We start from the raw sequence: 24513 nt of genomic DNA, 5'->3' as shown, positions 1-24513 counted from the left end.
AGCGTTCAATCTGTTGAATATCCTATTTTTTACAATTAATGTCTATTTTTGAATCATAGAAATTTATTAATATGAACGATATTTTAAAAAGTGCCCACTCTGGGTGGCGCTATGTGGTTTTTCTTTTGCTAATTATTGCCGTTGTTAAGGCATTGTCTGGCTGGTTTGGCAATAAAACCTATACGGAAGGCGATAGAAAGCTAAATGTTTTCGCTTTAATCAGTGCACACATTCAATTGTTAATTGGTTTGGTGCTTTATTTTAGCGAAGGCTGGTATAAGTTGAGCAGTGCGGGTGCACCAGCGGTGCGTTATTTTAAAATGGAGCACATCACGATGATGGTCGTTGCAATTATTTTAATCACAGTAGGTAATGCAAAGTCGAAAAAGTTAACTGAAGCTGTTGCCAAACATCGTGCCATCGCTATTTTCTTCGGATTAGCGCTAATTTTAATTATTATAGCTATTCTATTAATGGTTAAGGCCGTTCCCGGAAGATCGTTTTTTGGAGTTTCTTAAAAGGATATTCTTGCAATTAATATAAGATCCTGCTTTAAAAGAGCGGGATTTTTTTATTCGTTTTTTTACCACAAAGTACACAGAGGAAGGCCACGAAGACCGCTGAGTCGTCATTGGTGGTGAAGCTCCCCCGAACCGTCATTTCGAGCGAAGTGCAACGCAGCCCAGGAATCTGTCTCGAGATAGATCTCTCCATTTCGCTGCGCTTCAGTCGAGATGACGATCGTTTATTAAAACGTGAAGATTAAACCTTTGCGTACTATGTGCCTCCCTTAGCACACTTCGAGGTTAAAAATTACAATACTCAAAAGTATTATTCTCTCAAGAAAATTAACCGTTCGCTCAATTATTTTCATAAATATTTCGGTTTTTCAAAATTCTTTATATTTTTGTGGCTCATGATCAACAATATACATACATGGCTTTGGCAAAGTAATTCGAATGAATTGCGCTGGCTGCGTATGAACAAAATATAGTTTATCAACCTAAACCTTATTAAAGAACCATTAAAGCCCGGCGTAGAACCACACGCCGGGCTTTTTATTGTTGAAAAAATACGAGAATGCAAACCATAAGCCTTACACCATTTTACCTTTATCATGTATAAAATAAATACGACCTACAAAAAAATGCTTGCCGATACCACTACGCCAGTGAGCATTTATTTACGCTTACGTGATGTGTATCCGAACAGCATCTTGTTGGAGAGTTCAGATTACCACAGTAGAGAAAACTCCATGAGTTTTGTTTGTGCCGATCCTGTTGCCGGAATTATCTTAAAGGGATCACGGTTGGAAACCTATTTCCCCGATGGAGCAGTAGAAATTACCGAGAGTAAAAACCTGATTGATGAAATAGCTGATTTTAAGGATAAGTTTAAGGAAACTGAACTGCCCGAAATCAAGTTTATCTCGAGCGGATTATTCGGTTATTTTACCTGGAACGCCGTACAGCATTTTGAAGATATCAAGTTTACTTCCGCAACCCCTGAAGGTGAAGAGATTCCGGAGATGCAGTACCACTTGTACCGTTATATCATTGCCATCGATCACTTCAAAAACGAAATTACGCTGTTCAAAAATACTTTCGAAGGAGAAGAAGAAGGTGGACTTGAAAAAATGGAATACCTGATCCAGAATAAAAATTATCCCGAATATAAGTTCCAACTGCGTGGTGAGGAAAGTTCGAATTTAACCGATCAGGGTTTTATGGATTTGGTGGAGAAACTTCAAAAGCACATTTACCGGGGTGATGTTTTTCAGATTGTACCTTCAAGAGCATTTAAACAAGCATTTTCTGGCGATGAATTTAATGTGTACCGTTGCCTGCGTTCGATAAACCCATCGCCTTACCTGTTTTACTTTGATTACGGTAATTTTAAATTATTTGGCTCTTCACCGGAGGCACAGATTACCATCAAAAACAATTCAGCTAACATTTTCCCCATCGCAGGAACCTTTAAACGTAGTGGAAACGACATTGAAGATGCCGAACAGGCCCGAAAATTAGAGCAAGACCCGAAAGAAAGTGCCGAACATGTCATGCTGGTTGATTTGGCCAGAAACGATTTAAGCCGACACTGTAACCGTGTTGAAGTAAAATCTTTTAAAGAAGTGCAGTACTATTCGCACCTGATCCACCTGGTGAGTAAAGTAAGTGGTCATTTGCAGGAAAATGTAAGTGCTTTTAAAGTCGTTGCCGATACCTATCCGGCAGGAACTTTAAGTGGTGCGCCAAAATACAAAGCCATGCAGTTGATTGATGAAAACGAAAAACTGGGCAGGAATTTTTATGCCGGTGCCATTGGTTTTATGGGTTTCAATGATGATTTTAACCACGCCATCATGATCAGGACGTTTATGAGCAAAAATAATGAACTGCATTACCGTGCAGGGGCTGGTATTGTAGCCGATTCTGTTCCTGAAAATGAGATGCAGGAAGTAAATAATAAAATTGCCGCATTGCGTAAAGCGTTGCAGATGGCAGAGGGGATTTAGTGAAGATGTAAAATGGATGATGTGAGATGGATGATGTAAATAAGGACAAAATATAATGGAAAATATAGATAAAAAAACCGTTTTAGTAATTGATAACTACGATAGTTTTACCTACAACCTGGTGCATTTAATTAACGAAGTAGGTTACGAAGCCGAAGTTTGGAGAAACGACAAATTCGAGCTGGCCGATGTAGAAAAGTATGACAAAATTTTACTTTCGCCGGGTCCGGGTATTCCGGAAGAGGCGGGCTTGTTATTGGATGTAATCAAAACCTATGCGCCAACTAAAAGTATTTTTGGCGTATGTTTAGGTCAACAGGCCATTGCCGAAGTTTTTGGAGGCACTTTATTGAACTTAGGCAGGCCAATGCACGGAATAGCTACACCGATAACCGTTGTAGATGGCGATGAGCCTTTATTTTGGGAATGCCCGCAAACTATAAATGTTGGTCGCTACCATAGCTGGGTAGTGAGTAAAGATAATTTCCCTTCATGTTTAAAAATTACGGCCAGAGATCATAAAAACGAAATCATGGCGTTAAGACATGAAACGTTTGATGTACGCGGTGTACAGTTTCATCCCGAAAGTGTATTAACGGAACATGGCAAACAGATGATGGAGAATTGGCTAACGTCGACTCCTTAGCGCTTTATTCATCCGGTCGTCATTCTGAACTTGATTCAGGATTTTACTGGGATGAGTTAACTTTTAGATGGTGAAACAAATCCGATAGCTATCGGGTCAGCATGAAAAATTATTAAAATGAACATATTAGATAAAATCGTATTACGTAAGAAAGAAGAAATTGCTGCTGCAAAAGCTTTGGTTTCTGTTCAGGATTTAGAAAATTCGTTGCATTTTAACCGAACGCCTTATTCTTTTAAGGAGTTTCTATTGGCTGAAGACCGTACGGGGATTATTGCAGAGTTTAAGCGCCGCTCGCCATCAAAAGGTTTAATTAACGGAATTGCCGATGTTGCAGAGGTAACTCAGGCTTACAACGCTGCAGGCGCATCTGCACTTTCGGTATTAACGGATGTAGATTTTTTTGGTGGTAAAACCGATGATATTCTGGCTGCCCGGGCGGCAAATAATATTCCGATTTTAAGAAAGGATTTTATGATCGATGAATACCAGATCCTGGAAGCAAAAGCCTGGGGTGCTGATATTATTCTGCTGATCGCTTCAATTTTAACCCCTCAGCAAATTAACGATTTTGGGAAATTTGCCAAAGGCTTAGGCTTGAATGTGCTTTTAGAAGTGCATAACCTGGAAGAGTTGGAGCGAAGCATTTGCCCGAACCTCGATGCTATTGGTGTAAATAATAGAAACCTTACCGACTTTACGGTCGATATCCAGACTTCCTTCGGACTGGTGAACAAAATCCCGGATGAGTTTTTAAAGATCTCAGAAAGCGCCATCAGTAATCCGCAAACGATTAAAGAGTTAAGAAATGCAGGGTTTAATGGGTTTTTAATTGGAGAGAATTTTATGAAAACGGATAATCCTGGTGTTGCTATTAAAGAATTTGTAGCGCAGATATAGTCTCGTTAAACCTCGCAGTTTTCCAAAACCTGCGAGGTTTATATTGCACTTTGCCTCTAAACTAAGCGCTCCAGTCTTTTGTTAAATAAACCTGATAAAGCGGAAAACCCACAGCGAGGTACGAGCGAGGATTGAAGCGATAGCAGGATTTTTGCAACCGAAATGCACAGATCGCTGTTTTCCTAAAAAAAATATTTTGACCACCTAAGTCACCTGAGGGTATTTTGGTGTTGTGATTGGTCGTATTGTCATCAGTTATGCTTTCATAGCAATGATCGGTACTTTTCGCTACAGGGCTTTAAAATTTTTATTGCATCAACATGGTTTGTTAATGGATTTACACATTCGCAAATTTCGTATATTTGCCTAATTACATGGGAAAACAAAAAACATATGATACTGCCGTAGTGCAGGAACGGGCAATTTTAGTTGGAGTGGTTACACCTGGCGAAAAAGAAGCCCAAACAAAAGAATATTTAGATGAGCTGGCCTTTTTGGTTGATACAGCAGGAGGGAAGGTAGAGAAGGTTTTTACGCAAAAAATGCTTAAGCCAGAGCGTGCCACATTTGTGGGTACAGGTAAGCTGGAAGAAATTAAAGCGTACGTAAAATCGGAAGAAATTGACGTAGTAGTTTTTGACGACGAATTATCGCCGTCGCAATTGCGTAATATCGACCGTGAGCTTGGGGTTAAGGTTTTAGATAGAAGTAATTTAATTCTTGATATTTTTGCCAACAGGGCACAAACTGCGCAGGCAAAAACGCAGGTAGAGCTGGCACAATTGCAATATGTTCTGCCGCGTTTAACGGGTATGTGGACCCACCTGGAACGCCAGAAAGGTGGTATCGGGATGCGTGGTCCGGGTGAGACGCAGATAGAAAGTGACAGAAGGATTATTTTAAATAAAATCTCTTTGTTAAAAGAGCGTTTAAGGAATATCGACCGGCAAAACGAAACGCAGCGCAAAAATCGTGGTCAGTTGATTAGGGTGGCCTTGGTTGGTTATACCAACGTGGGTAAATCTACCATCATGAACATGCTGTCGAAATCGGAAGTATTTGCAGAAAATAAATTGTTTGCCACTTTAGATACGACAGTTCGTAAAGTAGTGATCGAGAATTTGCCTTTTTTACTTTCTGATACCGTTGGGTTTATCCGCAAGCTGCCTCATCATTTGGTAGAATGTTTTAAATCTACGTTAGATGAAGTGCGTGAAGCTGATTTGCTGATTCATGTGGTTGATGTATCGCATCCAAACTTCGAAGATCAGATCAATACGGTTAACGAAACCCTAAAAGATATCGGGGCAATTGATAAAGACATTATTTTAGTTTTCAATAAAATCGATGCTTATGTTTCGCCAGAGGTCGACAATGAAGAGGATGATGGCAAGCTTACTTTAGAAGACTTCAAAAAAAGCTGGATGAGCCATGATAAAGTGCCGGTTTTGTTTATATCGGCTACAGAAAAAGAAAACCTGGAAGAGTTTAAAACATTATTGTACGATAAGGTTAAAGCTGCGCATGTAGCGAGGTATCCGTATGATAGCAATTTGTTATATTAGATTAAATTCCGTCAATATATTGCGGAAATAAGTCTTACAGCTTTAAATATAAGCCTCAGTTTGATGATATTTAGATGTTTCTAGGTGTTTTTAACTTAGAATCGTCACCCTGAATTTATTTCAGGGTCTATTTGCAGTTGATATGCTGAAATGAATTCAGCAGGACGATCGCCCTAGAATAATATTAATCGAACTCGGGTTGTGGGTTCAACAGTTTTACATTTTTAGAATATTTATTATTGATATCATTTAATATTAGCAGACTATTGATGGTCTGATAATTGATTATTGGCTATTGATAATTTTAAAACCTTATCATTTAATATTATCTACCTTGTATGGTCTGATAATTGATAATTGGTAATTGATAATTATAACACTATGGAAAGTAAACGTCAGCAGAAATTTGCAGGAGTATTACAAGAGGAGTTGGCACAGGTTTTTCAGCGCGAAGGTGCTGCATTTTTGCCTAATACATTGGTAACCATTACCCGCGTAAGGGTTTCGCCAGATCTGGCCGTAGCCAAAGTTTACCTGAGTTTTTTTAACACCAGTAATACCTCACTTTCAATCAATACCGTTAATTCGCATGCCGGAGAGATCAGATATAAATTGGGAAGCAGAATCCGTCACCAGGTAAGAGTGGTGCCAGAACTTACTTTCTTTGTGGATGATACCAATGAGTATGTTGAGCGCATGGATCATCTTTTTGATAAAATTGCCAAAGAGCCCCGACAAAAAGACGAAGACAGCGAATAATTTTTTGTGAGGAAGCTAAGGGAACCCGTTAATTTCTTCACACACTTTATCCCGGCATTAATTGCAATTCCGGCCGGCTATATGTTGCTTCAGAAATGCAATACGCCTGTTGAATATACCGCTGCCTGGATTTATAGCATTGGCACCTTTATCCTTTTTGGTGTAAGCGCCATGTACCATGGTTATCCGGCTAGTGATTATGGTGTGCGCTTTTGGCAAAAATTTGATCATTGCTGCATTTACCTGATGATAGCAGGCTCTTATACGCCAACTGCTTTACTGGTTTTTGATGGCTGGCTGCGGTGGAGTTTGTTCGCCATTGTATGGATTATTGCCATTATAGGTTGTCTGCTCAAAATCTTCAACCGGTTAAAAAGTACAGCCATATCTTTATCCATTTATATCTTAATGGGTTGTTTGATTGTTCCTTTGCTACAGAAAATGCTTGGGACTTTGCCTATCGGTGCAATTTTCTGGTTATTGCTTGGAGGCATTTTTTATATTGGCGGAACTTATTATTATGCAAAGGATAAACAGCTTTCCAGGTGGATGCACAGTCATGAATTATGGCACCTGTTTGTAATCGGCGGTGCTTTATCGCACTACATTTATAATTTCGTATATATCTTTAAATAATTTCAGATGCAAACTTTCGAGCAGGTTATTCAATCAAATGCTGTATTGATCCAAAAAGTTGTTGATTTTGATGTAAAACACGATCGGCTTCTGCCTTTGGATTTTACAGTGGCCAATACGGAATTAACAGACGAAATTTTAGATGATACCGACCTGTTTTCTAATTGGGTAAATGAAAAGCTGGCTAAAAACAATTCCCGTTACGGAATTGGTGGATACAACGAACACCGCACTATTTATTCGAGAAGCGCACATTTTGATACTGAAGAAGAACCCCGCAGGTTACATTTAGGTGTAGATATCTGGGGGCAGGCAGGAACGCCAATCTACAATTTTTACGATGCAACTGTGCAAAGTTTTGCCAATAACAGCAACTTTGGTGATTATGGCGCAACCATTATTTTAGCTTATGAAATAGATGGTTTTAAATTTAATGCATTATACGGGCATTTAAGTTTGGATTCGTTAAATGGTCTTAAGGAAGGTAAATTCATTCCTGCCGGGGCAAAAATTGCAACTTTGGGAACAAAGGAAGAAAATGGTTACTGGCCGCCACACCTTCATTTTCAATTGATCGAAAATATGGAAGGATTAAAAGGAGATTTTCCGGGCGTTTGTAAGTTTAGCGAAAGGGAAAAGTATTTAGCCAATTGCCCTGATCCGAATTTAATTTTAAGGAATACTTTTTATTAGTTTTTAACCACAAATATATTATAGATCTCTCCATTCCGCTACGCTGCAGTCGAGATGACGTCTCTGTGATAAAGTTATCGATGATTTATTCCGCGTTTCTGTGCTTCCGTGGCAATATGATGTTAGAAAATTTAACCACGAAGAACACAAAGTGGAAGGCACTGAGGCCACAGAGAGATTTGTTTGTGATGATGTGCTGCGAGGATCGTCAATGCTGAGAAGGCTTTTTCAACCGACAGCTTGTTCCGATTTTGGGGTAGCTATCTTACAACGATAGCCACCAGCTCGCGCTTTAAGGTTTCCGACTGCGCGGGATGACGATTTTACTATTTAAATTAATTTCTCATTTTCTCTGTGAAAAACTCGGTGTTCCTCTGTGGTAAAATGCTTTCAGCTTTTTTTAGTAAATTAGTACAATGAAACACCTGTTCACCATTAGTTTACTTTTCTGCTGTTCATGGGCCATTGGCCAGGTTCAGTTTAAATCTGGTAAAAGTGGTTTTACAAACTTCTTAAGAGAAAATACCATTTATCCCCAGTTTTCTAAAGATAATTGTATTCAGGGAACGGTAAACGTAAGTTTTAAGCTTAATGCACAAGGCAAGGTTTATTTTTCAAAAGTGAGCAAAGGAATACTGTCTGACCTGGACGAGGAGGCCCTGCGTTTGGTACGTTTAAGCAGTGGTAAATGGCAGGTTCCGGCGGGTTACGATACAACAGTTTCGATTATAGCACCCGTAAATTTTGTGCTATCGGGTTACAATTGTGAAGGAAAATCAAGCGAAGCCATTCAGGAAGCAATCCGCACTTATCTGGCTGAAGAAGGTTTAACCAACTCTGTAATTAACTTCTATAAAAATATCGATCAGGCAAAACCTGGGCAGGAAGCTCAGATTATTGCCATTAAAAACCAGCTGGGCATTGATGATGAGTATCTGAGCGACCGAATAGAAATGGCACTAAAGAAAATTAAACAAGGCGACAATCAAGGTGCCTGTGAGGATTTTTTATTTGTTAAATATATGGGAAGTAAAATGGCTGATGATTATTTAGCAAAGTATTGTAAGTAAATGAAAAACGCCAGCAGATTTTTTGCCTTATTGGATATGATCAGTATCCTGTTGCTTGCTAAACAGTTTTGGCAGATTTTAACACACCTGAACGAAATACCTGATCAGATTCTTTCGCAGGCCAAAGTTATTTTACTGTTGCCTTTGTTTGTATCGCTTTTTGTATCGGCAGCAGGTTTAATCTTATTTAAGAAATTCGGTTTTATTACCTATTATATTCAGTTTCCATTCCGTTTGGTGGTATGGGTATTTTCTATTGGCTTTATTACTTATTTACCCGAAGTGTTAAACCTTGGCGAAAGATGGTTTGATATTTTATTTCGGATCTGTTTCATTGCTGAATTCTTCAGGTTGTATTTTACCATTAAAATTCATCGCTCATCCTTCTGAAGCCTTTGGTAAAACCACTGTTATGGCTGCCGGGAGAATTTTTGCTTCAACAGTATTTACGCTGCCAATGTATTCTCCATCAACCTGGAAGTGAGCTTTGTGTTTTGAGGAAATCTTAACCTCAGCGGTTTGAAACACTTCTATCTTTTTTGGATTAAAGGGCAATTTGGTAATCCATATTTTTAATATTTCAAGATAGGAGTAATCTTTTACCAAAACCACTTCGAAAAGATCGTCGTCTAATTTCCCGTCTGGGTTTATCTTTAATCCCGAGCCATACATGGTTGCGTTGGCAATGGCTACCATGGCTGCTTTAGAGGTAATGGTTTCGTTTTTAAGTTTCAACTGCACCTCCATTCTGCTGTGGTTCCATAAGGCATGCCAGGTGGCTTTTGCATAACCCCACATGCCACGTTCGGGCAGGGTATCAAATTTCTTCACCAGGTAGGCATTAAAACCTAAATCGGACAAATGAATACAGATTTCATCGTTAAGTTTAACCACATGGATTTTTTGCAAACGGCCTTCATCTAAAATGGCTAAAGCCAGTTCAATATCAGTTGGTATGCCTAATTCTTTGGCCATCCCATTAGCAGAACCAGCAGGGATAATACCAATGGGAGTTTCGGTATGTAACAGACATTCAGCTACCAGTTTTAAGGTGCCGTCGCCACCAACTGCTACCACACGATCTGCTTTTGAACTTTTAATCCGCTCCTTTATCTTTTCTAAAGAGCAGTCTTTTGGTAGTTCAAAAAGATCGGTTTCTGTGTTTTTTGATTCGAAATAGGTAGAAATTACTTCCTTCAAGTTAATATCATGACTGCCTGAGCCCGGGTTGATGATGAATAATAATTTCATGTGTTACCTAATGGTTTATACATCAACAAACAACTTTTGGTAAACTCTGTTTTAATACAGATGAATAAATCTGTTAGTGTTAAAGTATATCACGGTTATGGCCACACGCACAATTTGGTTGTTTATGGTCATGTTTTTAAACGCAAGGCAAAAACAAAGCAGGTTTACAGCAATAATTTGTTTGTTAACATTGTACATCTTTTAAAGCTCTTTATCCTAAAACCTTATGCTTTTGTTGAGGTGCGTTTGCAATTTTTTGATCAGGTTGTTTACAATAAAACCGAAGGAGATGGCTTTTTTAAGTTCGAATGGAAAGCCCGGCACGATGTGCCTGCAGGCTGGCATTTTGTAAAAGTGGAAGTTGTTGATAAAGACGGAACAGTTTTAAGTGCCGGAGAAGGCAAGGTATATGTGCCACACATTACGCAATATGCTTTTATTTCTGACGTGGATGATACCGTGATGATTTCTCATTCTGCAACTATTGGAAGAAGGCTGAGAGAGTTATTTATCAAAAATCCACATACCCGTAAAACCTTTCCGGATGCAGCCACCCACTACCAGCAATTGGCCCTGTCGCATACCGATGCAAATCAGCCCAATCCTTTTTTTTATGTAAGCAGCAGCGAATGGAACCTATATGATTATCTGGTCGAGACTTTCAGGTTTAATAAACTGCCAAATGGTGCTTTCCTTTTAAATACCTTAAAACGATGGAAAGATTTAGTTAGAACAGGTAAAACGGGGCATGAGGGCAAATTGTTGAGGGTAATGCGGATTTTAGATGCCTTTCCGAATCAGAAGTTTGTGTTTTTTGGTGATAACTCGCAGCAGGACCCAACAATTTATTCCACAATAGTGGAGAAATATCCTAAAAATATCGAAGCAGTCTATATCCGTAATATACGTCCTGAAAAAGAATTAGAAACCAAACAATTGCTTAAAAAAGTGGAAGATAAAGGGGTGAGTGCGTGTTTATTTAATAATAGTGAGGAAGCGATTGAACATTCTAAATCCATAGGGCTTATCCGGTAGTTTTTGGAGCGCAATTATTGTGCTCTTCGGTCGCGGTAGTCCCGCTTTCCTTCCTGCCCCGATGAAATATCGTGGGCGTCCATTCAATCGGGGCTAAGCACAATGTTTTTTGCCAATGGGAACAGGCCAAAGTTCAATAAACCTGACAGGAGCGGGCACCGAACGCAGAGCGGTAAAGCGGATGGCAGGACTTTCGGATCCGATAAACACAGAATCCTGCTTTTCAAAAGAATGATAGAGTAATAGAACGAAATGTAAATTTCGAGGGGCCGAAGCAATCTTATATATTAATTGACGATTGAGATTGCTTCGTCGGCTGAAAAGCCTTCTCGCAATGACGAATAAGTTGTGGAAATGACGGAATTACCTGGATTTATTCAGATTAAGAAATCGATTTCCCAAACGGTGTAAAAGCTAAATTCATCAACTTAAAATGCTGGCGTCCGAATGGAATACCAACAATGGTAATGCAAAGCAGGATTCCAAAAAACAAGTGGGTTAAGGCTATCCAGAAACCACCGCATAAAATCCAGATCAAATTCATGATGGTAGACAGGCAGCCCGTATTCGAAGATGTATCGGTTATTTTAACGCCAAAAGGAGCCAGGCCTACGATGGCAAATTTAAAACATTGAATGCCAAAAGGAATTCCTACAATGGTTAGGCAAAGGATTAAGCCTCCGATAATGTATTCGAAAAAAATAAAGATGCCGCCAAAAATAATCCAGATAATATTGCCTAAAAAGTTCATTGTGTTTTTAGTTTAAGATTTAATACGGAGAATTTTGTTACAGTCTGTTAATGCTTTCTGCTTGTTTTCTTCGTAATTTAGAATCACACACAAAAGAAACACAACATGAAAAAAATTATTCTTGCTGCGGCATTCGTCGCTTGCTTTGGACTGTCCCGTGCCAAAGCCCAAAATGTAAATGGCGTGAAATTGACCGATATCCATGTGGATTATATTCAGATCAGGGCAACAAAGAGTTTTTTAGCAGACAAACAATGGATCGCGTTGGAGTACGGGCAAAAGGTTGGCGATTATAGCGAACAATACATCAGGGATGACAATGATAAAAAACTCGAATTTAATTCAGCAATTGATGCGGTGAATAAGATGAAAGCTTACGGATATGCGTTGTTTAGTGTTTACACAGAGCAGGTAGACCAGTCATCAAACCGGCCTGTATACGTGTTGAAAAGGAAATAAAACTATAGCCTATCCTAAACGTTTAAAGTTTTAATGATCTATTTCATCTAAAATTAACCTATGAATAAATTATCGGTCGCCATTGTATTTTGTGCATTTATTGTAGTCGCCTTAACGGGCTGTGGCGAAAAGTTTAACGCGAAATCTGAAAAAGAATTCGAAGCTTCTAAAGCTAGAATCGTAAAAAACCTAAATAAGGAAGAACAGGTAAATTTAGAGAAAGCCCTTAGGGTGATCGCCTTAGAATCAATGCGTTTAAAATGGAATGAATCCGAAAAATATAAGGGAAAATCTTTCGATAAAATTTCGTTGGAAATGATTGATGGCTTAAGGTATTCGTCGGTGGTAAATCTGGCTGAAGATCTTTTGCAGGCCCATAACAAAAAAGAAATCGCAAAAGTATCTGCTGAGATCGATACACTCGAAATCCAGAAGAAGGAGCTTATTGTTAATAACCAGAAACTGGATATCTTTAAAGTGACCAGCCTGACCATAACAGAAGATGACTTTTTTGGAGAAAAAGTTCCGGAATTGGATATTGAGTATGCCTATACAGGTAAACAAGCACTAACCGGAGGTGTAGCTGTTAAGGTAGAGGTTAGGGAAATATCGACACTAAAAGTGATTGTCTCTCAGATTTGGGGTGATGCGGAAGAGGTTGGTACCTTAAATCCCGGTGATAGCATGAATGGAAATGTAATGCTGAGAGAAGCAAAAGAAAATAATCCAGCGAAGTGGAAAAATGTTAAATATCCCCTTACTAATCCAAAACTTGCTGATTTTGATCTGAAACTGGAGTTAATTGCATCGAGTATTACGACCAATGGCAAAATCATATCCTTACCAAAATACAGTGTTGATGATATTGATGCCGAAATTAAAAAGAAGAAAGCTGAATTAAAGGAACTTCAGGAAACTAAAGGAACTTTAGATGAGCTGGAGCTTACAAACAAATAAGTTGATTTAATCTGTCATGTTGAGTTTGTCGAAACGCTTTTAACAGTCCTTCGACAGGCTACCATTGACGGACGCTCCGTTAATACGGCCGTCATTCCCGCGCAGGCGGGAATCTTAAAGCGTTTGCATTACGATTCCCAATCAAGTTGGGAATGACGATTCCTCGCAGCCTATAATTCCCTAAAAATCTGTCATTCATATTGATTTATAACACTACCTTGCCAAGTCCTATATAAAATCCAGCGTATTAAATTTTTTGTTCAGAATATCAGCGTTGTTTACATCCAGCCATTTATCTAAAATGGTACCATAAACCTGCCTAAAATCCAGTTGATATTTTAAATCGCCGGTGTCGAGATCGCTTAAGTTTGGTGCGGCGTTAAAAATCCCTTTTTTCTTTAATTTTCCACCGAAAACAAACATATTATTTGCCGTTCCATGGTCGGTACCGTTACTGGCGTTTTGTTCTACCCTGCGGCCAAATTCGGAGAAGGTAATCACCAAAGTATCCTCAAGTTTATTATTCGATTTTAAATCTTTTAAGAAAGCAGCCATGCCCTCACTATATTGTTTAAGCAAATTACCTTGTTGTCCAATCTGATTCACGTGTGTATCAAAACCGCTTAGCGATACATAATAAACTCTGGTTTTTAATCCCGAAGAGATAAATTTTGAAACCGTTTTCAATTGGTTAGCAAAACCCGAAGTTGGATAAGTGGATTTCGATTGATAAACTTTGGAGGTGTTTTGTATATAACTGGCAGAAGACGAAGTTTCAATCATGGTTTTGTATAAATAACCTAAATTATCTTCATCTAAATGTTCCTTATCATTCTGCAACATGGCCTTAAAAAACGGGTCATTCGTATTACGGAATAAGGCTGCAGGATCTTTTAGTGCAATTCCTTTTTTGGTTTGGCCTTTCATGGCCAGAGAAAGTGAGTCGTCAACTTCTATAGCCGTATAAGGGAATTTGCAGGTTTGGCAATTGCTATCTAAATAGCGGCCAATCCATCCGGTTGATAAAAATTGATTACTATCACTACCGGTTTGCCAGATATCCATGGAGCGGAAATGCGAACGATCCGGATTGGGGTAGCCAACATCATTAATGATGGTCATCCAGCCTTGATCGTATATTTCCTGCAAGGCAGCCATGTTGGGATTTAAGCCCTGCATGTCGTTCAGTTTAATTACCTCTTCAGGTTTAATGGCAATACTATTCCTTTTTTGATAATAAATGTCATTTCCAAAGGGAATAACTGTATTTAAACCGTCATTTCCACCAGAGAGCTGTACCACAACGAGGTTTTTGTAAAGGCTCAACTCATCAAGTGCCATGGCCTCAAGCGGTTTCATAAAAGCCGGAACGAATAGCGAACCTGCTGCAACAAATCCTGTATTTCTTAAAAAATTTCTTCTGTTCATGGTGTAAAGTTTTTTTGTTGATGGTTCATGGTTTTTTAATTGATGGTTCATGGCTTGGGCGTTTAGCCAAATGGCTATCAACCATGAGCCATCAAACCATTAACCAATATTCATCTAGCACAACTGATACTCCGGCATGCTCGTAATCTCAACCGCAGTACTCCGCAGTCCTTTATTATCACTTACCATGGTCGTAATTTTATTGTTTAATTTCGGTTGCAGTAAAAACTCGGTAAGCGCTAATGGTGTTAATCCTTTTGGTAAAGTGTTTAAAAATTTAGGCCAGTTTGCATTTGCGTTTACATACGATTTTGGTTTCATATTGGCATTTGCATTGGTGGTAGCCGTGCGGCTTAAAGCAATTACGGCTTCATCTTCAGGATCGGCTTTACCACTAAAATCGATTTCTCCATCATTTAACACAAGCGATGGGATCCGCATCCTTAACATTAACGATGAACTATCAATCCAGCTTTGTCCGCCAGGCCAGCCCGCAACATTAGGTGGATTAAATAAATATTGCCCTAAACTGCTTTGCAGCTGTATTAAAACCTGTGGTTTGTTATAAGTAACATAAAACTCTCGACTTAAACCCACTAAAAATTCAGCTGGCGATTTAATTTTTGTGCCTACATTCTCCGGACTATAAAACCAATCGGAAGTAAACATTTTTTTCATCATTGCAGCAATGTCGTATTTCGAATTGTAAAAATGTGTGGCGAGTTCTTTAACATGTGCTTCATTGGGGTTATCATTAACAAAGAATTGATACACTTTCCTGGCAATGAACTGCGCGGTTTCTGGTTTTTCCAGAATAATATCAATGATGTTTTCGCCTTCAAAATTCCCGATTTTACCAAAAAAGGTCTTTGTTCCGGTATCGTGCAGATTTTGCCTGAAAATAAATGAGCCATCTTTATCATACATCCAGCCTGTAAATGATCGTGCAGATTCTTTAATATCCTGCTCGGTATAATTTCCCCTTCCTAAAGTGAAAAGTTCCATCAGTTCGCGGGCAAAATTCTCATTTGGCTTACCTTTTTTATTCTGTTGGTTATTTAGGTATTGCAGCATCGCTGGCGACTTTGACACCTCTACCAACAAAGTTTTAAAGCTTCCTAAAGCATTTGCTCTTTGGATGTTGTTTAGTTGTTGTGCAAAGAATGGATTATTGCTGCGGCAGGCAAAATGACCATGCCAAAAGAGCGTCATCTTTTCCCTTAAGGGAGCATCTGTATTAATCATCTTGGTAATGAAGGCAATATTCAGGTCGCGGCTCACTTCATTTTGCTCGCGTATAATCTGCTGACGCATTTTCTTTTCATCATCCGTCAGGTCTTTTTTAGCATATAAACCTGCCTGTACCAAAAGCTGCCGTTTTGATTCAAAATCGTTTATTAAATTAATTGGATCATCTTTTTGGGAATCTTTAATCAGATTATCGACCACTTTATCGAGATTTTTTTTGCTTAATTTTTGTAAGTCGGTATAAGAAACCCCGAAGCCGGCCCGGTTGTAAAGATGTTTTACTTTCAAGAAATTATCTTTTGTGCTCATCATAGACTGTTTTACAATATGACTAATTTAAAACGTCAGGGTTTAATCTTTGTTTTCTTTCTTATTTTTGTATATGTTTTTTCAGTTACTTGATGATCACCCAGGCTTTCCGGATCCGGCTTTGGCAGAAGAAGATGGTTTGCTGGCCATTGGAGGCGATTTAAGTACAGAGCGGTTGTTAATTGCCTATTCTAATGGTATATTTCCGTGGTTTAGCGAAGGTGAACCGATCCTTTGGTATTCGCCACATGAGCGTTGTGTAATTTATCCTGATAAAATCAAAATCAGTAAAAGCATGCAGAAAATTTTAAAACAGGAGGTTTTCAAAATTACCTTTAACCAGGCTTTTGCTGAGGTGATCCAAAGTTGTGCTCATACGGAAAGAAAAGGACAGGATGGTACCTGGATTACCAATGAAATGCAAGAAGCTTATATCAATCTCCATCAACAGGGTTACGCACACAGTGTAGAGGTTTGGTTGGAAGATAAGCTGGTAGGAGGCCTATATGGTTTGAAAGTAAACCGTGTATTTTGCGGTGAAAGTATGTTTAGCCATGTAAGTAATGCCTCAAAAGCTGCGCTTATTTTTTTAAGTAAAATGAATATCGATTTGATCGATTGTCAGTTGCCAAACGATCATTTAATGAGTTTAGGTGCTGAAATGATCAGCCGGGAGTTGTATATGGGACTCATTTATTATCATCAGTTAAACCTTGCTCACGCATGGCATTTTCAATTCTTCTATCCGGAATAAACCAGATGCAGGCGACTACGAAATAAAGCGCAACACCAATCCAGGGGTTGATAAAACTTAATCCTATACCTGCAATATAAAATAGCAAAGAGAATTTTCCTTTAGCATCATTACCGATGGCGTGTACCACCAAAGAGTGCTGACCTTCGGTTTTTTTAATCACAATTACCAATAAGGTATAGGAAATGGCTGCAAGAAGTAATGCAACACCATATAGAATAACAGGCCATAAGGCAAAGTGGTGTTCTCCCATCCAGCCGGCTGCAAATGGAAATAGTGAAAGCCAGAAGAGGAAATTTAGGTTAGCCCAAAGCATTGATCCATTTACTTTTTTCACGGCATGTAATAGATGATGGTGATTATTCCAGTAAATGCCAACATAAATGAAACTTAGGATATAACTGATAAACTTTGGCAAGAGTGGTTTTAAGGTTGCTAAAGTTTCGCCATGTTCGGGAACTTTAATTTCCAAAACCATAATGGTGATGATAATTGCAATTACACCATCGCTAAATGCTTCTAATCTGCCTTTGTTCATAAAAAATCCGACCTTAAATAATCTGGTTACAATTATCAGTCAAATTATTGTATAAAACAAAACCTGCAAGCTTTTGGCCTGCAGGTTCCTTATTGTTGTTTTGTTGAAATTATAATTCGCTATCGTCACCATTTGCAACGGGGATGTATGAGGTTCACATTTTTAATGTGACTATTATTCCTTTAAGCGATACAATCGCAATTCTCGTCGATCCTCGTTACAAACGAGGACCATCTAATTATAGTTCTCTAACCCAAATGTTTCTGTAGCTGATTGCAGGGCTTGGGTCTCCGTGATCTTGTAATTTGATTGAAGAAGGGCCATGTTTTTTATATTCAGGAGCACCAATATACCTCGTTGCACCCTTTAATATAAATCCGTTCTGTAAAAGTACGCCATTTAAAAATACGGTAACACTTGCTGGTTTTTGTACTGTTCCATCTTCATTAAAACGTGGCGCGTTCCAAATGATATCATAATATTGCCATTCGCCAGGTTTTTTGTTGGCGTTAGCTAAAGGAATTGCTTGTTTATAAATGCTACCTGTTTGTCCGTTCACATAGGTTTTGTTATTATAAACATCTAAAATCTGGATTTCATAACCATCATCACCACCACCTGTTGAAGCTAAAAATACCCCGCTATTTCCACGTGCCTGACCTTCGCCAGAAATGTTTTCAGGGATTTTCCATTCCAGATGCAATTGGTAATCGGTAAACTTTTTATTGGTTTCGATATTACCTGTTCCCTTTTTTACGGTAAAAAATCCATCGTCAATTGTCCACGCAGCCGGTTTAGATGGGTCTTTAACAGAATGCCATGCATCTAAATTTCTACCGCTAAAAAGAATGATCGCATCAGATGGTGCATCTTGAGGCAATTTACCTGGTGTAACAATTTTAGGAACCGGCTCCCAAACCTCCGTTGTTTTTGGATCATTGGCAGGGTCTGGTTTCTTATCTTGCGCCATAGCTTGTCCTGCAAAAAGTGCTGGAATAAATAATAGTGTGTACTTGTTCATGATTGTGGTTTAACTGTTTAAAGTTAACCAGTTTATTAAGAAATGGAAATTTAGTATTTAAAATTTTACCCTAAATCGTCAACAACATAGGTTTCACTGATAATTACTTCGTCAGGGGCAACATCTTCCCTGCGTTGTTCTGCTAAATCGCGCATTGGGCAATAACCTGTAATGCCACGATACAATAGTCCTGCACCAATTGCGGCACCAGTTAATCCAATTACAGGATGTGAAAAAATGCTGGTAATGCCTTTAAAAAGTAAATATGTTCCTGCTGCGCCTGATAACCAACGCTCAGATTTTGAAACGTTTTCGAATAATTCCGGGTATTTCCAGGCTTCTTTAACATTATTTACTGCAGTATTAAAATCTTGATTTGTCATGGTGGTTAAAATTATGTTCTACAGTATAACAAGTTAGGAGGGAATGAGTTTTGAAAAGAAATTTAAATATATAGGTGCTGTAAAAATTTGGATTTACGTGTCTCTTGTTTCGCCACGGAGACACAGATTAACACGGAAACATTTATCTATTTGCTATAGCGCAATCTTAATTTGTATAAAATAGATATTGAATTATAAAACAACACGCCTAATTTCGAGGGTTGGTTTGCCGAAATTTAAAATGAGCCCAACTTTGCATCCTGAACATCGTAAGTAGTTTAGAGTTTGTGCTACATCGGCGCTTGCAAGGGCACTTTTTGATTTAATTTCTAATATTACCGCATCGAATATAATAAAGTCGGCATAAAAGCTATGGGGTAGGAGAATACCTTTGTAATAAATTTGGTATAACTTTTCTCTTTCGTAAAAATAACCCCTGTTTTTTAGTTCTATACAAAAGGCATCTTTGTAAACAATTTCTAAGAACCCACACCCTAAATGGCTATGGATTTCTATAGCTGCATTAATGATTAGATCAGTTTCGTTTTTTAACGGGAAGTTTGATTGACGGATTTCCATACCAAGAGACTTAACAAAGGTTTAAACTTATTAACTTGGGATGTGGCTAAATATACAGAATTATAAAAGAATGCAAATCCTAATTCCGTGATTTCCGTGCCTCCGTGGCAAAATTTCTGGCGATTAATTCAGTATATCCCTAATATCCTCTTTACTCAGCGATTTAAAGAAACTTTCCTCTGTGGTAATTAGAGAGTTTGCCAACGATTTTTTGCGGTTCTGTAAAGCCAGGATTTTCTCTTCAACAGTATCTTTTGCGATGAATTTATAGATAAAAACTTTTTTGTCCTGACCGATACGGTGCGTTCTGTCAATAGCTTGTTGTTCTACTGCAGGGTTCCACCATGGATCTAAAATAAAAACATAATCGGCCTGTGTAAGGTTTAAACCTACGCCACCGGCTTTTATCGAAATCAGGAAAACCTTTAAGTCGGTATTCTGCTGAAATTCAGAAACGATCTCTCCACGGTTACGGGTTGATCCGTCCAAATAAGCAAATGGTATATGCTCTGCTTCAAAATGTTTTTTAAAGATATCCAGGTGTTTTACAAACTGAGAAAAAACCAAAACTTTGTGTCCGCCCTTAAGCACATTATCTAAAGTGTGGATTACATTTTCAAATTTGCCCGAATCGGAGATGTACTCGCCATCGATCATCACAGGGTGATTGGCCAGCTGGCGTAAAGCGGTTAAGCCCTGTAAAAGCTGCACCTGTTTTTTCGCAAAAGTTCCATCATCCATGCTCTGCAATAGATCGTTACGATAGGCCGATTTGGTTTTTTCGTAATAAGCGGCCTGGTCCTCACTCATGTCGCAATAAATTACCTGCTCCGTTTTTGGCGGTAACTCTGCGGCCACTTGTTCTTTCGTTCTGCGGAGTACAAAAGGTTTGATGATTGATTGCAGTTTACGTGCTTTTTCTTCGTCTTTTTTCTTTTCGATCGCTTGCACATATTCTTCGAAGAAAAATGCCTGGGTGCCCAAGAGTCCTGGATTTAAGAAAGTTAACTGTGACCATAAATCGCTTACTGAATTTTCTACCGGTGTACCGCTCAAAATCAGTTTGTTTTTCGATTTTAAGCTTCTAACGGCTTTGAATGATTTGGATGCGGGGTTTTTAATGTTCTGACTTTCGTCGAGAATAATATAATTGAAATAGAAATTTTTCATTTCATCCACATCAACCCTCGTAACTCCATAAGTAGTGATGATAATGTCGTAATTAGCAAAATTAGCGACATCTTTATTGCGGTTGGTACCTGTATGGGCTAATATTTTAAGCTTTGGTGTAAACTTTTTTGCCTCTGTTAACCAGTTATAAATTAAAGAGGTGGGCATAATGATCAGCGAGGTGGTTTGTGTGTCCAGCAGTTGATCGTCTTCTTTAACTTTTTGCAGCATGGCCAAGGTCTGGATGGTTTTACCCAAACCCATATCATCAGCTAAACAGCCGCCAAAATTATACTCGCGTAAAAAGCTAAACCAGTTATAGCCTGCCTTTTGATAATCGCGCAAAGTTCCTTTAAAGTGAACGGGCATCTGCGTATCCGCTATATCTTCAAAATCCGAAAGACGCTGAAGTTTACGCTCGAGGGTAACATTAGCCAAACTATCTTCGGCCAGATCGTTGATTAAGCCGATATGGTGTTTCTTTAATTTGAGCGTTTGGCCGGCTTCTGCCAAACTAAACAGGCTGCCGTATTGAGTAAACCATTTATCGGGGATAATGGCAACTTCTCCATCAGGTAATAAAAACTCACGCTTTTTATGTAAAATATGCTGTTTTAACGATAGAAAAGGAATCTGATATTTGCCAAACCAAACCACGGCATGGATATCGAACCAATCGTTTCCTTCCTTAACTTCCAGATCGATTTTACTGGCCCCTAATACAAATTTTTTCTGCCCGGTGGCCTGTTCAATTTCAAAACCCGATGCCTCTAAGATTTCGATATGCTCATTTACCCAATTTATTGCTCCATAGCTCGGATTTTCATCCGCTGAAGCTACTTCAAGGTTACTGAATAATGAACTCGTTTTTTTTAGTCCTAAAGATAACAATAAATTAAACTGTTTTTTCTCCCATTCAGCCGAACGTTTAATGCGGTGGAAAATATAGTTATCGGCCGTTTTTTCTAAACGAACGGTTACTTTATGTGCGTTTTCGACAGGGAAAGTATATTCGCCATATTTAAAGTACAACTGGATTTGCGAAAGACCGCCATCTACATATAAAACCTTGATTACAGGTGTAGCCTCGAACTGTTCTGTCCTGATTTCGAAACCTTCTGCATACACATGGTGTTTCTCGATTAAAGGGGCAACAAATTTTTCGAAGTAGGTAGCTTCGGTTGTTTTCGGTATGGCAATAAAACGTTTATTTAAAAACGGTTGTAGTTTTTTTCCTTCAATATCCTGATCAAAAAAGTATAACACATCGTTCAGCAATAACCAGGCAGGTTTGTTGCTGATAATCTGCGCTTCTTTAAACATAAACTCAATCCGCAGGTTCTGATACTTGATGGTCGGAAAATAACGGGTTTCAGTTTCATTTCTCCGGAAATGGAACAGGATGGATGCAGGCTCATCAGCAAGTTCAATCTTACGTTCAACGGGCCAGCCATCTTTATCCATTACATAAAGCTCATTTTTAACCTTTAAGATTTCTAAAGCTTCGGCAAGTTTCTTTTCAATTTTAGGACGAACATTTTCATAAAACTTATCGTCGAAAATTTTGGTGAAGAATTCAGTAGGCCTGATTAATTTTTTGTAATACTTTTTAATCAGCGAATCCTGTTCAATATCATCTAAAATTTTGATCAGCTTATAATCGATGTCACTTAAGCAGGCATTAAACTCTTCTGCTGTGTGGGTAAAAATCCGTTGGTAGGTAAAAGAAAAATCGCCCTGTGGATTAAGCTGAACTACGTGTGGCTCAATTAAATAGCCCAGGTACTCATGTTTGCACAAAGAGTACACCACTTTACAGGCTTTAGAACTATCGACACGTAACATTGATGGATATAAAATTTTTGTAAGCTAAGCCGCTTAAAAAACTTTAAACTTACAATATTTTGAGATTACATCAAAAGAACTGACCGTTTTTGGGATAAAAAATGTATGGATTTTAAACCTGAGTTATTTTTATGATGTAAATACCTCTGGTTTACGCTCGGTAAATAACGGCAACCACTAATTACATTGGATATTTTATAAATAATCGTAATGAGGTAGTCTGCCCAAGCAGGAAGTTTTAACGTAACGGTATAACCCTGCTGCATTCGATATGTAGATTTTGGCAGGGCAGCGCCATTCACGCGCATGCGGAATCTCAAAACGCTTGCATTATGGATTCCAATAACCCGATAACATACTGGTTGCGAATGACGATTCCTGGCGGAGGCCTATCAGTTCAATAGAATTCCCAATCATTTAATTGATTTTTATAAAATAAATTATTCCTCAATATGGAAAAAATCCTCCGTGTTATCCGTGTCTCCATGGCAAAAGCATAACGCGATGACCTGTGGGGACACAGGCCATGGAATGGAATGAAAAAAGGCATCCTGAAATTCAGAATGCCTTAAATGTGCTTGTTAATTTTATGTTTATTTCCAGCCACCGCCTAATGCACGGTAAAGGTTAACAACCGACTGTAGTTTTTGCAATCGATCATTAATCCCGCTTAATTGAGCGGTTAACAAACTTTGTTCTGAAGTTAAAACATCAGTATAGTTAGTTGCTGAGCTATAGCGCAATAATTCTTTAGTAAAATCTACGGCTTTGGTTAATGAGGCGATTTGTTTAGCCCTTGTTTCCTCTTTTTCTGCAGCAGTTTGGTAAGCATACAATGCATTTGACACTTCCTGTCCGCCAGTTAACAGCGTTTGTTGAAAGTTATAAAAAGCAATCTGTTGATTAGCTTCAGCTGTTTTTAGGCGGGCTTTGTTTGCTCCTCTTGCAAAAATTGGCTGCGTTAAACCTCCTACTAAATTATAGAAGATAGATTTGCTGAAGAAATCCTGTAATTGTAAGCTTGATAATCCTCCTGCTGCAGTAATCGTTAAAGCAGGATAAAAATAAGCTTTTGCTACGTTTGTGTTTTCGAAAGCTGATCTGAAACCAAATTCAGCAGCGATCACATCCGGACGGTTTTTTAGCAATTGTGCAGAAACCCCGGTTTGTAAATTCGCATAAGGGGTTTGCTGGTCTAAAGTGGTGCGATTAATCATGTTTGGCGCTTTGGCAACCAAAACACTTAGTGCATTTTCAGCCTCTTTGATGCTTCTTTTTAAATCAGGTACGGTTACCTGGGCCGCATATAAATTGGCCTCACTTTGTACAACTGCCGCACCATTTACTACAGCTCCCTGTTTTAATTCCCTCATGGTTTCCACATCCTGCGTTCTAACCTTAATGGTTTGTTCAGTAATGGCCAATTGTTTGTCGAGTGCCAATAATGTATAATAATTGTTGGCAATAGTGGCAATTAATTGCGTTTGGACTGCTCTTTTTGCGGCATCGCTTTGTAATAAAGTTGCATATGCACCACGTTTTGCACTTGTTAGTTTCCCCCATATATCGGCTTCCCAACTGGTACTCAGCTGTGCTTTATAGGTTTGAGTTTCTAAATTAATGTTAATCCCGGGAGGAAAGTTTAAGGAGGCCTGCGATTGTTTGTTATCCGTTACGTTTACATCAGCCTGTAAGGTTGGTAACAATGCTCCACGGCTTTGTATTAGTGTTGCTTCGGCAATTTTAATCCGTTCAATAGCCTGTTTCAGGTCCAAATTTTCATTTATCCCTTGTTGGATCAGCGATTGTAATGTGGTATCCGAAAACAACGTTTTCCACTGCAGATCTGCCATCGTAGTGGTATCTGTTGTGCTATTATCGCGGTATAAACCTTCGCTTGTTACCTGGGGGCGTTCGTATTTTTTAGTTACGCAGGCACTCAGGGTAACAATGGCTAAACCGGTTAAAAGGGAATGCTTATATCTAAAATTCATTTTCTTA

General features: G+C 38.7%; 24 protein-coding genes. 14 read left to right on the top strand and 10 right to left on the bottom strand.

Annotated features, from left to right (window positions below; translation table 11 throughout):
• Positions 1-71: 71 nt before the first annotated feature.
• From KYH19_RS18730 to KYH19_RS18685, 10 genes are all read left to right on the top strand, one after another.
• Entirely contained in the window at positions 72-518 is a 447-nt protein-coding gene (locus tag KYH19_RS18730; RefSeq protein WP_219076194.1) for a cytochrome B, read from the top strand.
• A gap of 599 nt (positions 519-1117) precedes the next feature.
• Positions 1118-2515, top strand: coding sequence for an anthranilate synthase component I family protein (locus tag KYH19_RS18725; RefSeq protein ID WP_208529779.1), 1398 nt, complete (start codon positions 1118-1120; stop codon positions 2513-2515).
• 55 nt (positions 2516-2570) lie between these two features.
• On the top strand, positions 2571-3161 hold the full coding sequence (locus KYH19_RS18720) for an aminodeoxychorismate/anthranilate synthase component II (RefSeq protein WP_219076193.1): 591 nt from the start codon (positions 2571-2573) through the stop codon (positions 3159-3161).
• A gap of 117 nt (positions 3162-3278) precedes the next feature.
• Entirely contained in the window at positions 3279-4061 is a 783-nt protein-coding gene (gene trpC, locus KYH19_RS18715; RefSeq protein ID WP_219076192.1) for an indole-3-glycerol phosphate synthase TrpC, read from the top strand.
• A 374-nt stretch (positions 4062-4435) separates the two neighbouring features.
• Positions 4436-5626: a GTPase HflX gene (gene hflX / locus KYH19_RS18710; protein ID WP_219076191.1), complete on the top strand. Its 1191-nt coding sequence runs from the start codon at positions 4436-4438 to the stop codon at positions 5624-5626.
• Between the two features lie 381 nt (positions 5627-6007).
• The gene (rbfA, locus tag KYH19_RS18705; protein WP_219076190.1) at positions 6008-6385 is read left to right on the top strand and encodes a 30S ribosome-binding factor RbfA; all 378 of its coding nucleotides are present in this window, start codon (positions 6008-6010) and stop codon (positions 6383-6385) included.
• Between the two features lie 6 nt (positions 6386-6391).
• Positions 6392-7021 (top strand): hemolysin III family protein, encoded by a 630-nt coding sequence (locus KYH19_RS18700; RefSeq protein ID WP_219076189.1) that lies wholly within the window; start codon positions 6392-6394, stop codon positions 7019-7021.
• 6 nt (positions 7022-7027) lie between these two features.
• A complete protein-coding gene (locus KYH19_RS18695) occupies positions 7028-7714 on the top strand; it encodes a peptidoglycan DD-metalloendopeptidase family protein (protein WP_219076188.1) in 687 nt (228 codons plus the stop codon).
• A 416-nt stretch (positions 7715-8130) separates the two neighbouring features.
• Positions 8131-8784, top strand: coding sequence for a TonB family protein (locus KYH19_RS18690; RefSeq protein WP_219076187.1), 654 nt, complete (start codon positions 8131-8133; stop codon positions 8782-8784).
• On the top strand, positions 8785-9174 hold the full coding sequence (locus KYH19_RS18685; protein ID WP_132399345.1) for a hypothetical protein: 390 nt from the start codon (positions 8785-8787) through the stop codon (positions 9172-9174).
• Here KYH19_RS18685 and KYH19_RS18680 read toward each other — a convergent pair.
• Complete coding sequence (locus tag KYH19_RS18680) at positions 9163-10035, bottom strand: diacylglycerol kinase family protein (protein ID WP_219076186.1); 873 nt, start codon at positions 10033-10035, stop codon at positions 9163-9165. The genes KYH19_RS18685 and KYH19_RS18680 overlap by 12 nt on opposite strands.
• 60 nt (positions 10036-10095) lie before the next feature.
• On the opposite strand from KYH19_RS18680, the gene KYH19_RS18675 reads away from it, so the two are divergent.
• Positions 10096-11070, top strand: coding sequence for an App1 family protein (locus KYH19_RS18675; protein WP_219076185.1), 975 nt, complete (start codon positions 10096-10098; stop codon positions 11068-11070).
• Between the two features lie 382 nt (positions 11071-11452).
• On the opposite strand, the gene KYH19_RS18670 is transcribed toward KYH19_RS18675, so the two are convergent.
• Positions 11453-11821: a YccF domain-containing protein gene (locus KYH19_RS18670; protein ID WP_029274540.1), complete on the bottom strand. Its 369-nt coding sequence runs from the start codon at positions 11819-11821 to the stop codon at positions 11453-11455.
• A gap of 105 nt (positions 11822-11926) precedes the next feature.
• Here KYH19_RS18670 and KYH19_RS18665 point away from each other — a divergent pair, with 105 nt between their 5' ends.
• Complete coding sequence (locus KYH19_RS18665) at positions 11927-12280, top strand: hypothetical protein (protein ID WP_219076184.1); 354 nt, start codon at positions 11927-11929, stop codon at positions 12278-12280.
• Between the two features lie 60 nt (positions 12281-12340).
• Positions 12341-13237, top strand: a complete 897-nt coding sequence (locus KYH19_RS18660; protein ID WP_219076183.1) for a hypothetical protein — start codon at positions 12341-12343, stop codon at positions 13235-13237.
• Between the two features lie 228 nt (positions 13238-13465).
• On the opposite strand, the gene KYH19_RS18655 is transcribed toward KYH19_RS18660, so the two are convergent.
• On the bottom strand, positions 13466-14716 hold the full coding sequence (locus KYH19_RS18655; protein ID WP_255562469.1) for a DUF1501 domain-containing protein: 1251 nt from the start codon (positions 14714-14716) through the stop codon (positions 13466-13468).
• A 63-nt stretch (positions 14717-14779) separates the two neighbouring features.
• On the bottom strand, positions 14780-16222 hold the full coding sequence (locus KYH19_RS18650; protein ID WP_219076182.1) for a DUF1800 family protein: 1443 nt from the start codon (positions 16220-16222) through the stop codon (positions 14780-14782).
• A gap of 73 nt (positions 16223-16295) precedes the next feature.
• Between KYH19_RS18650 and aat the strand changes: the two genes are divergently transcribed.
• On the top strand, positions 16296-16976 hold the full coding sequence (aat, locus tag KYH19_RS18645; RefSeq protein WP_219076181.1) for a leucyl/phenylalanyl-tRNA--protein transferase: 681 nt from the start codon (positions 16296-16298) through the stop codon (positions 16974-16976).
• Here the strand turns inward: aat and KYH19_RS18640 are convergent.
• The 6 genes from KYH19_RS18640 to KYH19_RS18615 form a co-directional block, all read right to left on the bottom strand.
• On the bottom strand, positions 16912-17514 hold the full coding sequence (locus KYH19_RS18640; protein WP_132399331.1) for a TMEM175 family protein: 603 nt from the start codon (positions 17512-17514) through the stop codon (positions 16912-16914). The two genes, aat and KYH19_RS18640, sit on opposite strands and share 65 nt — an antisense overlap.
• Positions 17515-17752: 238 nt before the next feature.
• Positions 17753-18535, bottom strand: coding sequence for a DUF1080 domain-containing protein (locus KYH19_RS18635; protein WP_121284385.1), 783 nt, complete (start codon positions 18533-18535; stop codon positions 17753-17755).
• Positions 18536-18600: 65 nt separating this feature from the next.
• Positions 18601-18918 carry a DUF2892 domain-containing protein gene (locus KYH19_RS18630; protein ID WP_121284384.1) on the bottom strand — a complete coding sequence of 106 codons (318 nt, stop codon included), beginning with the start codon at positions 18916-18918 and terminating at the stop codon, positions 18601-18603.
• Positions 18919-19110: 192 nt separating this feature from the next.
• Positions 19111-19497 carry a GxxExxY protein gene (locus KYH19_RS18625; protein ID WP_219076180.1) on the bottom strand — a complete coding sequence of 129 codons (387 nt, stop codon included), beginning with the start codon at positions 19495-19497 and terminating at the stop codon, positions 19111-19113.
• A 123-nt stretch (positions 19498-19620) separates the two neighbouring features.
• The gene (locus tag KYH19_RS18620) at positions 19621-22512 is read right to left on the bottom strand and encodes a DEAD/DEAH box helicase (RefSeq protein ID WP_132399327.1); all 2892 of its coding nucleotides are present in this window, start codon (positions 22510-22512) and stop codon (positions 19621-19623) included.
• Between the two features lie 593 nt (positions 22513-23105).
• Entirely contained in the window at positions 23106-24506 is a 1401-nt protein-coding gene (locus tag KYH19_RS18615) for an efflux transporter outer membrane subunit (RefSeq protein WP_219076179.1), read from the bottom strand.
• Between the last annotated feature and the right edge of the window lie 7 nt (positions 24507-24513).

Source organism: Pedobacter sp. D749, from assembly GCF_019317285.1.
Taxonomy (GTDB): domain Bacteria; phylum Bacteroidota; class Bacteroidia; order Sphingobacteriales; family Sphingobacteriaceae; genus Pedobacter.
Note: the sequence above shows the minus strand (reverse complement) of the source record. Positions and strands in the feature narration are given on the sequence as shown.

Bases quoted from the DNA above. Each gene is read 5' to 3' on its own strand.
- KYH19_RS18730 (WP_219076194.1), top strand. From the start codon at position 72: ATGAACGATATTTTAAAAAGTGCCCACTCTGGGTGGCGCTATGTGGTT.
- KYH19_RS18725 (WP_208529779.1), top strand. From the start codon at position 1,118: ATGTATAAAATAAATACGACCTACAAAAAAATGCTTGCCGATACCACT.
- KYH19_RS18720 (WP_219076193.1), top strand. From the start codon at position 2,571: ATGGAAAATATAGATAAAAAAACCGTTTTAGTAATTGATAACTACGAT.
- trpC (WP_219076192.1), top strand. From the start codon at position 3,279: ATGAACATATTAGATAAAATCGTATTACGTAAGAAAGAAGAAATTGCT.
- hflX (WP_219076191.1), top strand. From the start codon at position 4,436: ATGGGAAAACAAAAAACATATGATACTGCCGTAGTGCAGGAACGGGCA.
- rbfA (WP_219076190.1), top strand. From the start codon at position 6,008: ATGGAAAGTAAACGTCAGCAGAAATTTGCAGGAGTATTACAAGAGGAG.
- KYH19_RS18695 (WP_219076188.1), top strand. From the start codon at position 7,028: ATGCAAACTTTCGAGCAGGTTATTCAATCAAATGCTGTATTGATCCAA.
- KYH19_RS18690 (WP_219076187.1), top strand. From the start codon at position 8,131: ATGAAACACCTGTTCACCATTAGTTTACTTTTCTGCTGTTCATGGGCC.
- KYH19_RS18685 (WP_132399345.1), top strand. From the start codon at position 8,785: ATGAAAAACGCCAGCAGATTTTTTGCCTTATTGGATATGATCAGTATC.
- KYH19_RS18680 (WP_219076186.1), bottom strand. From the start codon at position 10,035: ATGAAATTATTATTCATCATCAACCCGGGCTCAGGCAGTCATGATATT.
- KYH19_RS18675 (WP_219076185.1), top strand. From the start codon at position 10,096: ATGAATAAATCTGTTAGTGTTAAAGTATATCACGGTTATGGCCACACG.
- KYH19_RS18670 (WP_029274540.1), bottom strand. From the start codon at position 11,821: ATGAACTTTTTAGGCAATATTATCTGGATTATTTTTGGCGGCATCTTT.
- KYH19_RS18665 (WP_219076184.1), top strand. From the start codon at position 11,927: ATGAAAAAAATTATTCTTGCTGCGGCATTCGTCGCTTGCTTTGGACTG.
- KYH19_RS18660 (WP_219076183.1), top strand. From the start codon at position 12,341: ATGAATAAATTATCGGTCGCCATTGTATTTTGTGCATTTATTGTAGTC.
- KYH19_RS18655 (WP_255562469.1), bottom strand. From the start codon at position 14,716: ATGAACCATCAATTAAAAAACCATGAACCATCAACAAAAAAACTTTAC.
- KYH19_RS18650 (WP_219076182.1), bottom strand. From the start codon at position 16,222: ATGAGCACAAAAGATAATTTCTTGAAAGTAAAACATCTTTACAACCGG.
- aat (WP_219076181.1), top strand. From the start codon at position 16,296: ATGTTTTTTCAGTTACTTGATGATCACCCAGGCTTTCCGGATCCGGCT.
- KYH19_RS18640 (WP_132399331.1), bottom strand. From the start codon at position 17,514: ATGAACAAAGGCAGATTAGAAGCATTTAGCGATGGTGTAATTGCAATT.
- KYH19_RS18635 (WP_121284385.1), bottom strand. From the start codon at position 18,535: ATGAACAAGTACACACTATTATTTATTCCAGCACTTTTTGCAGGACAA.
- KYH19_RS18630 (WP_121284384.1), bottom strand. From the start codon at position 18,918: ATGACAAATCAAGATTTTAATACTGCAGTAAATAATGTTAAAGAAGCC.
- KYH19_RS18625 (WP_219076180.1), bottom strand. From the start codon at position 19,497: ATGGAAATCCGTCAATCAAACTTCCCGTTAAAAAACGAAACTGATCTA.
- KYH19_RS18620 (WP_132399327.1), bottom strand. From the start codon at position 22,512: ATGTTACGTGTCGATAGTTCTAAAGCCTGTAAAGTGGTGTACTCTTTG.
- KYH19_RS18615 (WP_219076179.1), bottom strand. From the start codon at position 24,506: ATGAATTTTAGATATAAGCATTCCCTTTTAACCGGTTTAGCCATTGTT.